General features: G+C 65.0%; 11 protein-coding genes. 10 read left to right on the top strand and 1 reads right to left on the bottom strand.

Features of this window, described 5'->3' with window-relative positions; translation table 11 throughout:
* Nucleotides 1-76 precede the first annotated feature (76 nt).
* From gsiB to ABIC94_RS08265, 5 genes are all read left to right on the top strand, one after another.
* Nucleotides 77-1630: a glutathione ABC transporter substrate-binding protein GsiB gene (gsiB, locus tag ABIC94_RS08285; protein WP_354372540.1), complete on the top strand. Its 1554-nt coding sequence runs from the start codon at nt 77-79 to the stop codon at nt 1628-1630.
* Nucleotides 1631-1748: 118 nt separating this feature from the next.
* Nucleotides 1749-2669: a glutathione ABC transporter permease GsiC gene (gene gsiC / locus ABIC94_RS08280; protein ID WP_354372539.1), complete on the top strand. Its 921-nt coding sequence runs from the start codon at nt 1749-1751 to the stop codon at nt 2667-2669.
* Between the two features lie 10 nt (nt 2670-2679).
* Nucleotides 2680-3600 carry a glutathione ABC transporter permease GsiD gene (gene gsiD / locus ABIC94_RS08275; RefSeq protein WP_354372538.1) on the top strand — a complete coding sequence of 307 codons (921 nt, stop codon included), beginning with the start codon at nt 2680-2682 and terminating at the stop codon, nt 3598-3600.
* 12 nt (nt 3601-3612) lie between these two features.
* Nucleotides 3613-4668: a P1 family peptidase gene (locus ABIC94_RS08270; RefSeq protein ID WP_354372537.1), complete on the top strand. Its 1056-nt coding sequence runs from the start codon at nt 3613-3615 to the stop codon at nt 4666-4668.
* An 18-nt stretch (nt 4669-4686) separates the two neighbouring features.
* A complete protein-coding gene (locus ABIC94_RS08265) occupies nt 4687-5505 on the top strand; it encodes a M55 family metallopeptidase (protein ID WP_354372536.1) in 819 nt (272 codons plus the stop codon).
* Nucleotides 5506-5519: 14 nt separating this feature from the next.
* Here the strand turns inward: ABIC94_RS08265 and ampC are convergent, their stop codons facing one another.
* A complete protein-coding gene (gene ampC, locus ABIC94_RS08260) occupies nt 5520-6728 on the bottom strand; it encodes a class C beta-lactamase (protein ID WP_436317969.1) in 1209 nt (402 codons plus the stop codon).
* 305 nt (nt 6729-7033) lie between these two features.
* Here ampC and ABIC94_RS08255 point away from each other — a divergent pair, with 305 nt between their 5' ends.
* From ABIC94_RS08255 to ABIC94_RS08235, 5 genes are read left to right on the top strand one after another with little or no spacing between them, the layout of a single operon-like run.
* Nucleotides 7034-8824, top strand: coding sequence for a nitrite/sulfite reductase (locus ABIC94_RS08255; protein ID WP_354372534.1), 1791 nt, complete (start codon nt 7034-7036; stop codon nt 8822-8824).
* Complete coding sequence (locus tag ABIC94_RS08250) at nt 8821-9216, top strand: DUF934 domain-containing protein (protein ID WP_126746440.1); 396 nt, start codon at nt 8821-8823, stop codon at nt 9214-9216. Before ABIC94_RS08255 ends, ABIC94_RS08250 begins: the two co-directional genes overlap by 4 nt.
* 21 nt (nt 9217-9237) lie before the next feature.
* On the top strand, nt 9238-9870 hold the full coding sequence (locus ABIC94_RS08245) for a phosphoadenosine phosphosulfate reductase domain-containing protein (RefSeq protein WP_354372533.1): 633 nt from the start codon (nt 9238-9240) through the stop codon (nt 9868-9870).
* A 30-nt stretch (nt 9871-9900) separates the two neighbouring features.
* Complete coding sequence (cysD, locus tag ABIC94_RS08240; RefSeq protein ID WP_354372532.1) at nt 9901-10854, top strand: sulfate adenylyltransferase subunit CysD; 954 nt, start codon at nt 9901-9903, stop codon at nt 10852-10854.
* Entirely contained in the window at nt 10854-12194 is a 1341-nt protein-coding gene (locus ABIC94_RS08235; protein WP_354372531.1) for a sulfate adenylyltransferase subunit 1, read from the top strand. The genes cysD and ABIC94_RS08235 overlap by 1 nt, the downstream gene beginning before the upstream one ends.
* Nucleotides 12195-12233 lie beyond the last annotated feature (39 nt).

Here is a 12233-nt window from a genome sequence, read left to right as displayed (position 1 = left end):
CATCGACGGCGCCAACTGATTTTTCAACCCGCAGGCCCTCCTGCTTTTTTCTCGAACCGACTGGAGTTTCTTTTCCATGAAGCAATCTTCTTCCTCCCTGCGATGGGCATCGGCACTGCTGGGCCTGGCCGCACTGGCGATGACCGGCACGGCAATGGCCGCGAAAGACGCGGTGCTGTCGATCGGCTACCAGCCCGAAACGCTCGACCCGTACAACACCAACACGACCATCACCACGGCCGTGACCAAGACCTTCTATGAAGGCCTGTTCCAGTTCGACAAGGACCTGAAGGTCCAGAACGTGCTGGCCGAAGGCTACGAAGTGTCGAAGGACGGCCTGGTCTACACCCTCAAGCTGCGCCAGGGTGTCAAGTTCCACGACGGCACCGACTTCAACGCCGAGGCGGTGAAGTTCACGCTCGACCGTGTGCTGAACCAGGAAAACAAGCTGCTGCGCTACAACCAGTTCAACCGCGTGAGCAAGGTCGAGGCGCTCAACCCCAACACCGTGCGCATCACGCTGAAGGAGCCCTTCGGCCCCTTCATCAACTCGCTGGCCCATGCATCGGCCGCAATGATCTCGCCCACGGCGCTGAAGAAGTGGGGCAACAAGGACATCGCCTTCCACCCCGTGGGCACCGGCCCCTTCGAGTTCGTCGAATGGAAGCAGACCGAAGCGGTCAAGGCCAAGAAGTTCGACGGCTACTGGAAGAAGGGCTACCCCAAGGTCGACACGGTGCAGTGGAAGCCGGTGCTCGAGAACAACACCCGCGCCGCAATGCTGCAGACCGGTGAAGCCGATTTCGCGTTCCCGATTCCCTACGAGCAAGCCGAGCTGCTGAAGAAGAGCGACAAGCTGGAAGTGGTGGCCATTCCTTCGATCATCACGCGCTTCCTGGCCTTCAACATGCTGCAGAAGCCGTACGACAACCCGAAGGTGCGCGAAGCCATCGGCTATGCCATCAACAAGGAAGCGCTGGCCAAGGTCGCGTTCGGCGGCTATGCCTTCCCCGCGCAGGGCGTTTTGCCGCAGGGCGTGAAGTTTGCCGAGAAGATGGCGCCCATTCCCTACGACGTGAAGAAGGCCAAGGAACTGCTGGCCGAAGCCGGCTACCCGAACGGCTTCGAGTCGGTGCTGTGGAGCGCCTACAACAACACGACCAGCCAGAAGACCATCCAGTTCGTGCAGCAGCAGCTCGCGCAAGTGGGCATCAAGCTGCAGGTGCAGGCGCTCGAAGTGGGCCAGCGCACCGAGATGGTCGATGCATGGCCCGACGCCAAGACGGCCAAGGTGCGCATGTACTACACCGGCTGGTCTTCGTCGACCGGCGAGGCCGACTGGGGCCTGCGCCCGCTTTTCGCCTCTGAAGCCTGGTCGCCGAAGCTGAACAACATGTCGTTCTACAAGAGCGAGGTAGTGGACAACGCGTTGGCCAAGGCCCTGATTACCGTGGACGACAAGGAAAAGGCCGCGCTCTACAAGACCGCGCAGGAAGAAATCCGCAAGGACCTGCCGCGCGTGCCGCTGGTGACCGAGCAGAACCTCTCGGCGCACTCCAAGCGCCTGTCGGGCGTGTTCGTGATGCCTGACGGCAACATCAACATCGACGCTATCGCTGTAAAGGACTAAGACCACCCCCGAAGCGGCTCACTTCGTGTAGCCGCCTCCCCCTCAAGGGGGCGACACCAGCGGCCCGGCAAAGCCGGTTCCGCGGTGTCCCCCGACGAGGGCTGACTGTCTGTATGCCATGCTGAATTACTTTCTCAAACGACTGTTGGGCCTGATCCCCACGCTGCTCATCGTGGCGGTGCTGGTGTTCCTGTTCGTCCACATGCTGCCCGGCGATCCGGCGCGCCTTGCTGCCGGCCAGGACGCCAACGAGGAGACCGTGGCCATGGTGCGCACGGAGCTGGGCCTGGACAAGCCGCTGCCGCAGCAGTTCGTGAGCTTCTTCACCCACATGCTGCAGGGCGACTTCGGCACATCGATCCGGACGCGGCGGCCGGTGTCCACGGAGATCGGCGAGCGCTTCTTCCCGACGGTGATGCTCACCATCACCAGCATGGTGTGGGCGGTGATTTTCGGCATGGGCATCGGCATTGTTTCCGCGGTGTTCCGCAACCAATGGCCCGACCGGCTCGGCATGACGCTGGCGGTGTCGGGCATCTCCTTTCCTGCATTTGCACTCGGCATGCTGCTGATGCAGATCTTTTCGGTTCAGCTCGGCTGGCTGCCCACCGTCGGCGCCGCCACCTGGAAGCACTACATCCTGCCCTCGATCACGCTGGGTGCGGCGGTGGCCGCCGTGATGGCGCGCTTCACGCGTGCCTCGTTCGTCGAGGTGATCCAGGAGGATTTTGTTCGTACCGCGCGTGCCAAGGGCGTGGCCGAATACGGCGTGGTGTTCAAGCACACGCTGCGCAACGCGCTCATTCCCGTCGTCACGATGATGGGCCTGCAGTTCGGCTTTCTGCTGGGCGGCTCGATCCTGGTCGAGGCGGTGTTCAACTGGCCCGGCCTCGGCCGCCTGCTGGTCGACTCGGTGCAGATGCGCGACTACCCGGTCATTCAAACGCTGGTGCTGCTGTTCTCGCTCGAATTCATCCTGATCAACCTCGTGGTCGATGTGCTGTACGGCTACATCAACCCGACCATCCGCTACAAGTGAGGCAGCCGACATGACGCAAGCTTCCGGCGTGTCTGCCGAAACGATCACTCCGCCTATCGTGGCGGTTCAAACCGCGGGCAAGGTCCGCACGCCCTGGGGCGAATGCTGGCGCCGTTTCAAGAAGCAGCCCGTGGGCATCGTGGCCGCGGTCTTCGTGCTGCTGCTGGTGTTCATCGCGGTGTTCGCGCCGTGGATCGTGCCCTTCGACGCGGAGAACTTCTTCGACTACGACATGCTGAACAGCGGCCCGACGGCCACGCACTGGTTCGGTGTCGATCCGCTGGGCCGGGACATCTTCAGCCGCATCCTGATGGGTGCGCGCATTTCGCTGATGGCCGGCTTCCTGTCGGTGCTGGTGGGCGGCTTCATCGGCACGGCCTTCGGCCTGCTCGCGGGCTACTACGAAGGTTGGTGGGACCGCATCGTGATGCGCATCTCCGACGTGCTGTTCGCCTTCCCGGGCATTCTGCTTGCGCTCGGCGTGGTCGCCATCCTCGGCAGCAGCATGACCAACGTGGTGGTGGCGGTGTCGGTGTTCAGCGTGCCCGCGTTCGCGCGCCTGGTGCGCGGCAACACGCTGGTGCTCAAGCAGCAGACCTACATCGAGGCCGAGCGCAGCATCGGCGCGTCGGACTGGACCATCATCGTGCGGCACATCCTGCCGGGCACCATTTCGTCGATCGTGGTGTATTTCTCGATGCGCGTGGGCACGTCCATCATCACGGCGGCCAGCCTGTCGTTCCTCGGCATGGGCGCGCAGGCACCAACACCCGAATGGGGCGCGATGCTCAGCGAAGCGCGCGCCGACATGGTGACTTCGCCGCACGTGGCGCTGTTCCCGAGCCTGGCCATCTTCTTCACCGTGCTGGCGTTCAATCTGCTGGGCGATGCGCTGCGCGACGCGCTCGACCCGAAGATCGACCGCGAGTAAATTTCCTCCTTCATGTCATCGACCACCGTGCCCTACATCGGCAATTTGCTCCAGGGCTCACGCAACGCCATCACCGATGTCGAAGGCGTCACGGTCGGCCACCAGACGCTGGACGACGGCGCCGTGCAGACCGGCGTGACGGTGATCCGTCCGCACGCCGGCGATCCGTTCCGCGACAAGGTGCCGGCCGCGGCCGTGGTGCTGAACGGCTTCGGCAAGAGCGTGGGGCTGGTGCAGCTCGCCGAGCTCGGCGTGCTCGAAACACCGATTGCGCTGACCAACACCTTCTCGGTCGGCACGGTGGCCACGGCGCAGATCCGCCATTGCGTGGCAGCCAATCCCGAATGCGGCCGTTCGCTGCCAACGGTCAATCCGCTGGTCTTCGAGTGCAACGACGGGTTTCTCAACGACATCCAGCGAATGGCGGTGAGCGAGGCCGATTACCTCCGGGCCTACGACCACGCCGGCGAAGAGTTCGCGCAAGGATCTGTCGGCGCGGGACGCGGCATGTCCAGCTTCCAACTCAAAGGCGGCGTCGGCAGCGCGTCGCGGTGCGTTTCGGCGCACTCTGGAGTGCACACCGTAGGGGCGCTGGTGCTGGCCAACTACGGGCGGCAACCTCAACTCGTGCTGGCCGGCCATTCGGTCGGCGAGCGGCTCGGCAGACTGCCGGGCACGCGCGGCGCCGGGAACATCGCGAACGATGCGGAGAAAGGCTCGATCATCATCGTGATCGCCACCGATGCTCCGCTCGATGCGCGCCAGCTCAAACGCCTGGCCTTGCGTGCCGGCGCGGGCCTCGCACGCACAGGCTCGGTCTTCGGCCACGGCAGCGGGGACATCGTGCTGGCCTTCTCCACCGCCTACACCGTGCCCGATGGCGTCGAGCGGCCCATGCCCGCGGTGGCCATGGTGCACGACGGGCTGCTCGATGGTCTCTTTCAAGCGGCGGCCGACAGCACCGAGCAAGCCATTCTTCATGCGCTGTGGCGTGCCACGCCGGTCACGGGTCGCGAGGGCAACCACCGGCCCGCGCTGCACGACCTGCTGCCGCCTTCGGCCCTCTGAACTGAAAAAAAACAAAAGATGAAAGTCCTGATCTCCACCGACATCGAAGGCGTGGCCGGCGTCTACCACCCCGAGCAGACGCGCGCGGGCAACGGCGAATTCGAACGCGCCCGGCTCTTGATGGCGCACGAGGCCAGCGCGGCCGTGGCCGGTGCGTTCGACGCAGGTGCAACCGAGGTGTGGGTGAACGATTCGCACGGCGGCTTTCGCAACATGCCGCCCGACCTGCTCGATGCGCGTGCGCGCGTGATCCAGGGCAAGCCGCGGTATCTCAGCATGGTTGCGGGTGTGGATGAAGGCGTCGACGCCTTGTGCATGATCGGCTATCACTCGCGCGCGCAGGGCCGCGGCATCCTTGCGCACACGATCAACAGCTTTGCGTTCGCGGGCATCGCGCTGAACGGCGTGGAGTACGGCGAGGCCGGACTCTACGGTGCGTTGGCCGGTGAATACGGCGTGCCCGTGGTCATGGGCAGCGGCGACGACGCGTTCATCGAGGAGAACCGCGCCCTCTTCCCGAATGCCGCGTTCGTGCAGACCAAGCGCGCGACGGGGTTCACGAGCGGTGTATCGCTGTCCCCTGAACAAGCGCGTGCCGCAATTCGCAAGGGTGTCGCCGAAGGCCTGGCCGCGCGCGCAGCTTGCAAACCCCTGGTGTTCACTGGAACACAGTCCGTCACGCTGCGTACGCAATCCCCCGCAATGGCCGACCTGTTCTGCCAATGGCCGACCTTCGAGCGCGTCGATGGCGTCACGCTGCGCTTTACGGCCGCCACGGTGGAGGCGGCGGTGCGAATGCTGAACTGCTGCTCCGCGATGTCGTCGATGCTGCGCTGAAAGCTGCCTGCGTTTCAGGGCATGGCAGCCATCGCACTCAACACGCGGTGCGCCGCTTTCACTCGCTCGGCGTTGGGGTAGTTGCGGTTCGCAAGCATCACGATGCCGATGCGTTTCGATGGCACATAGGCCACGTAGGCCCCGAACCCGTTCGTCGAGCCGGTCTTGTTGACGAGCACGTCGTCGCGCTCATCCCGCTCATCGCGCTCATCACGCATTTGCACGGGCCGCTCGATGCGCTTCACTTCATTGGGCTTGAGCGAAATCTCTTCCGAGTTGCCGGCCAGCAAGCGGTCCAGCGGCGTCGGCCATGCATACATTTCCCAGCCCAGCCCCTGCGTCATGTCGCCGACCTTGTAGTAGCCCGTGTGCGTGGCTGCGATCGCGCGGTGCAACGGACCGGCCGGGCGTGAGCGGTACTCCATGTTCATCTCGACGAAATGCAACATGTCCGCAGCGGTGCTCTTCACGCCATAGGCCTGCGCGTCGAACATGCCCGGCGTGACGCGCACCGCCTTGTCGGCCTTCGAATAGCCCCACGCGTAGTTGGGCATCTCGTTTGCCGGCACCTCGATGTAAGTGTGCGAGAGGCCGAGCGCCGGGAACAAGCGCTTCTGCATGAGGCTGACAAAGGGCTCGCGCATGCTGCGAGCGGCCAGTTCGCCGAACAGGCCGATGCTGGGGTTCGAATAGAGGCGCTGCGCGCCGGGTTCTGCCGTGGGGCGCCAGTTCCTGTAATACGCGGTCATCTGCCGCGCATCGTTCACACCGTCGGGGAACTGCAGCGGCAGGCCACCGGCTGTGTAGGTGGCGAGGTCGAGCACGCGAACGCTGTCGAACTGGCTGCCGGCCAGCTCGGGAAAGTATTTGCTGGCGGGCTCGGAAAAAACCAGCGTGCCGCGCGCCTGCGCCCAGGCGCCGAGCGTTGCGGTGAAGGTCTTGCTGACCGAGCCCAGCTCGAAGAGGGTGCGGTCACCCACGCGTTGCCCGCTTTCCTTGGACGCCACGCCGTAGTTGAAGACATGGCGTTGTCCGTGCACGGTGACCGCCACGGCCATGCCGGGAATCTTCTGCTCCTCCATCAACGGCCGGATCACCTCGCCGACCACCTCGCCGACCACCTCGGACAGCGCGCGGGGGGCGGCACTGCCGGCAGCGAACGCGCTTGCGGAGTAAATCAGGGACAGGACGGCGACAAGCCCGATGCGCGGCGCGCAGGCCATTCTTTGTCTCGAATTCATGGGCCGATTGGAAACCATCTTGCCGCGCCGGTTTAGGCTTGCGGCGTAACCGCTGTATCGCGGGCTTCCTAGAATCAACGGTCTGGAGCCCCGTTTTCGGTGCCCGGCCTTATCCAGAATAAGCATTCAACCGCCCGCAAACCCGCATGGGCATTGGAGAATAAGCTTATCCGCATAAGGCGCGAACCAAAAAATAGTTTGCTTCCATAAGGCGTGCTTTCAGAATCTCGGCTTCTTGCTGGGGCGCCCCGTTGGACGTGCGGCACCGCACTTCTTCAAGACTCACGATGTACCAATACACAGACTTCGATCGCCAGTTCGTCCATCAACGGGCAGCCCAATTCAGAGACCAGCTCGAGCGCTGGCAAAAGGGCCGTCTCCACGAAGACGAGTTCCGCCCCCTGCGCCTGCAAAACGGCTGGTACGTGCAGCGCTACGCGCCGATGCTGCGCGTGGCCGTGCCCTATGGCGAGCTTTCGAGCCGCCAGCTGCGTGTGCTGGCCCGCATTGCCCGCGAGTACGACGAGCCCGAGGCCGAGGTCTACAAGAAGGCGCTGGAAACCCAGGGCCTGCTCGGCACCCACAAGCTGCCCACGCACTACGCCCACTTCTCGACGCGGCAGAATGTCCAGTACAACTGGATTCCGCTGGCCAAGTCGGCCGACGTGATGGACCTGCTGGCTTCGGTCGACATGCACGGCATTCAGACCAGCGGCAATTGCATTCGCAACATCACCAGCGACGAGCGTGCCGGCATCGCGGTCGACGAAATTGCCGACCCGCGCCCGTTCGCGGAAATCATGCGCCAGTGGAGCACGCTGCACCCCGAGTTCGCGTTCCTGCCGCGCAAGTTCAAGATTGCCATCACCGGCGCCACCGAAGACCGCGCCGCCACCGGCTGGCACGACGTGGGCCTGCATGTCGTGAAGAATGAGGCAGGTGAAATCGGCTTCCGCGTGCAAGTCGGCGGCGGCATGGGCCGCACGCCCATCATCGGCACCGTGCTGCGCGAGTTCCTGCCCTGGCAGCAGATCATGAATTACCTCGAAGCGGTGATTCGTGTCTACAACCGCTACGGCCGCCGCGACAACATCTACAAGGCGCGCATCAAGATTCTGGTGAAGGCCGAAGGCCAGCGCTACATCGACGACGTGGAGGCCGAGTACAAGCAGATCCTCGAGCACGACGGCGCACCGCACACCATCACGCAGGAAGAGTACGACCGCGTGGCCGCCTCCTTCGTGCCGCCGACGCTCGCCACCCGCGTGCTGCAAAGCGCCGAGAAGACCGACGCCGAGCTGCGCGCCCACGCCGCGGACGACGTGCAGTTCGCCCGCTGGCTGGCCCGCAACGTGGCCCCGCACAAGAACCCCGCGCTGCGCGCCGTCACCTTGTCGTTCAAGCGCCTGAAGCAGGCGCCCGGCGATGCCTCGGCCGACCAGCTCGACACGCTCGCCGTGCTGGCCGACCGCTTCTCGGCCGGCGAAGCCCGCGTCACGCACGACCAGAACATCGTGCTGCCCTGGGTGCATGCCGAAGACCTGCACGCGCTGTGGCTCGCCGCCCGCGCGGCCGGCTTTGCCAGCGCCAACGTGCACCTGCTCACCGACATGATCGCCTGCCCCGGCGGCGACTTCTGCGCGCTGGCCAACGCCCGCTCCATTCCCATCGCCGAAGCCATCACCGAGCGTTATCAGGACCTCGACGAACTCGACGACCTGGGCGAGATTGACCTGCACATCAGCGGCTGCATCAATTCGTGCGGCCATCACCACAGCGGCCACATCGGCATCCTGGGCGTCGACAAGGACGGCAAGGAGTGGTACCAAGTCACTCTTGGCGGCTCTGACGGGTCCGCGCTCAGCGGCACGCCGCAGGCCGGCAAGGCCGTGGGCCCCTCGTTCTCGGCGGCCGAAGTGCCTGGCGTGATCGAGGCGGTGCTCACCACCTACCGCGACACCCGCCTGACCATCGACGGACGCGGCGAGACCTTCATCGACACCCTGCGCCGCGTCGGCCACGACCCGTTCAAGGCCGCGGCCAACGGTGCACGGTTCAAGGTGGAGGAAGCAGCATGAACCGCAAACTGAACATCCTGGCCGCCGAAGAGCACATCGACGATGGCGACCCGAAGGTCTTGCAGCTGCCGAACGATGCCGATCCGCTCGCCATCGAGGTGTGCCTGGAAGACATCGAGCGCATCGACCTGAACTTTCCGAAGTTCACCGATGGCCGTGCCTACAGCCAGGCCTTTCTGCTGCGCCGCCGCCTGGGCTTCAAGGGCGACATCCGCGCCACCGGCGATGTGCTGATCGACCAGCTGGTGCAGATGGAACGCACCGGTTTCTCCAGCGCCGTGCTGAAAGAAGGCGTGGACGCCTCCGACGCGCAGCGCCAGTTCGACCGCTTTGCCGCCTTCTACCAGGGCGACGCGGTGCAGCCGGCGCCGCACTTTGCGGCCAGCAACTGAGTCCGCACAGGAACCTTCGACATGAGCATTGCCACGGACATCGACTTCGCACGCATCAACACCGAGCTCGGCCGCAACGCCGAGGGCCTGGTGGACTGGGCAATCGGCCTGGGCCAGAGCGCGATCGTCACCACCAATTTCCGTCCTTTCGAGGCCGTGATCCTGCACATGGTCACACGCGCGAAGCGTGATGTTCCCGTGGTCTGGATGGACAACGGCTACAACACCGAGGCGACCTACCGCTTTGCCGACGAGGTGACCAAGCAGCTGGGCCTGGATCTGCACATCTACCTGCCGCGCCGCTCGCGTGCGCATCGCGAAGCGGTGGAGGGCCCGACGCCCGCGCTCGACGATCCGCGCCATGCCGCTTTCACGGAAGAAGTGAAGCTGGAGCCCTTTGCCCGCGCGCTGCGCGAAACGGCGCCCCAGGTGTGGTTTACCGCGCTACGCGCCACCGACACGGCCGTGCGCGCGCAGATGGACCCGGTCAGCGTCAACCCCGATGGCCTGATCAAGGTTGCGCCGCTGCTGCACTGGTCGTCCAAGGACTTGTACGAGTACTGCGAAGCGCATGGCCTGCCCAACAACTTCGACTACGTGGACCCGACCAAAGGCGAAGACAACCGCGAGTGCGGATTGCATCTCTCGCACTGAGAGCCAACGCCTCACCTAAAGCCCCATCCGATGAACGCCCGTACCGAAGCCGAACTCTTGCAGCCCTCGATGCATTCCCCTGCGCACCTGTCCAACACGCACCTCGATGCGCTCGAGGAAGAAACCATCTTCATCCTGCGTGAAGTCGCAGCCGCCTTCGAGCGCCCCACCCTGCTGTTCTCGGGCGGCAAGGATTCGCTGGTGCTGCTGAAGTGCGCCGAAAAGGCTTTCGGCGTCGGCCGCATTCCGTACCCGCTGCTGATGATCGACACGGGCCACAACTTCCCCGAAGTCACAGCCTACCGCGACCAGCGCGCAAAAGAGCTGGGCGCCGAGCTCATCGTGCGCAGCGTCGAAGACTCAATGGCGCGCGGCACCGTGCGCCTGGCGCACCCGGGCGAGTCGCGCAACGCGCACCAGTCGGTCACGCTGCTCGAAGCCATTGAAGAATTCCGCTTCGACGCGCTGATTGGCGGCGCCCGCCGCGACGAGGAAAAGGCGCGCGCCAAGGAGCGCATCTTTTCGCACCGCGATTCATTCGGCCAATGGCAACCCAAGGACCAGCGCCCCGAACTGTGGACGCTGTTCAACACCCGACTGGCACCGGGCGAGCACTTCCGCGTGTTCCCGATTTCGAACTGGACCGAGCTCGACGTGTGGCAATACATCGAGCGCGAACACGTCGGTCTGCCGTCGATCTACTACACGCACAAGCGCGAAGTGGTCGAGCGCCGCGGCCTGCTGGTGCCGGTGACCGAACTCACCCCGCCGCGCGACGGCGAAACGGTGCAAGTGCGCGACGTGCGCTTTCGCACCGTGGGCGACATCACGACCACCTGCCCGGTCGAGAGCCTCGCAGCCGATGCGGGCGACGTGGTGCTCGAAACGCTGTCGGTCGAAGTCAGCGAGCGCGGCGCGACGCGCATGGACGACATGACCTCCGAAGCGTCGATGGAAAAACGAAAGAAAGACGGTTACTTCTGATGAGCGCAACGACCACTGCAAACCCCGCTACCGCCGAAATCCACGGCGACACCGGCACCGCCCTGCGCTTCATCACCTGCGGTTCGGTCGACGACGGCAAGAGCACGCTCATCGGCCGCCTGCTGGTCGACAGCAAGACCGTGCTGCAAGACCAGCTGGCCGGCGTGCAGCGCGGCGGCGAAACCGACCTTGCCCTGCTCACCGATGGCCTCTCGGCCGAGCGCGAACAGGGCATCACGATCGACGTGGCCTACCGCTACTTCTCGACCGCCAAGCGCAAGTTCATCATCGGCGACGCGCCGGGGCATGAGCAGTACACCCGCAACATGGTCACCGCCGCCTCGGCCGCCGATGCCGCCGTGGTGCTGGTCGATGCCACCAAGCTGGCGTGGGCCGCCGAGGTGGAAGACGGCACCGTCGTCAAGCGCGAGCTGCTGCCGCAAACCCGCCGCCACACGCTGCTGACCCACTTGCTGCGTGTGCAGTCGATCGTGTTCGCGGTCAACAAGCTCGACGCCATCGACGATGCCGCCCTGGCCTTCGAGCGCATTTCGACCGCGCTGAACGCCTTTGCCGAAGCGGCCGGCGTGCAGGTGGCCGCCATCGTGCCGATCTCGGCCCTCAAGGGCTGGAACGTGGCCACGCGCCATGCCGACTGGGTGGGCTACGAAGGCCCCAGCCTGCTCGAACTGCTCGAGGAGCTGCCGGTGACCGTGCAGGACGAGGCCGTGCCCTTCGCCTTCCCGGTGCAATGGGTCGAAAAATTCTCTTCCTCGGCCGACACCTCGCAGGGCCGCCGCGTGTTCTGGGGCCGCGTGGCCTCGGGCCATGTGGAACCCGGCCAGCGCGTGACCGTGCTGCCCAGCAACCAGACCGCCACCGTCGCCCAGGTGTTGAGCCACACGCGCCAGCCGAAGGCGGTGCATGCGGGCCACAGCGCCGGCATCGTGCTCGACCGTGAAGTGGATGTGTCGCGCGGCGACTGGCTGCTGGCGCCCGAGGCCTTCGAGCCGGTACGCGAAATCACCGCCACCGTGGCCTGGCTCGACGATGAGCCGCTGGTTGCGGGCCGTGTTTATTGGGCGCTGCAGGGCCATCGCTGGGTGAAAGCCAAGGTGGCGCGCATCGTCGATCGCGTGAACATCACCACGCTCGAATCCGAGCCGGCAACGCAGCTGGAGGCCAATTCGATCGGCGACGTGGTGCTTGCGCTGCAGCAGCCGCTGGCCGTTCTGCCCTTCACGCAATCGCGGGCATTGGGCTCGCTGGTGCTGGTCGATACGGCCACTCACAAGACCGCTGCTGCCGTGCTCGTGCAGCCTGCCGCCGCAAAGGCCTAAAATCTGGGGTTTTCCCGACCTCACACTGACGCTAAAAGA

The organism is Variovorax paradoxus, from assembly GCF_040544635.1.
Lineage (GTDB): Bacteria > Pseudomonadota > Gammaproteobacteria > Burkholderiales > Burkholderiaceae_C > Variovorax > Variovorax paradoxus_R.
The sequence above is the reverse complement of the archived record's forward strand: the minus strand, read 5'-3'. Positions and strand labels throughout refer to the sequence as shown.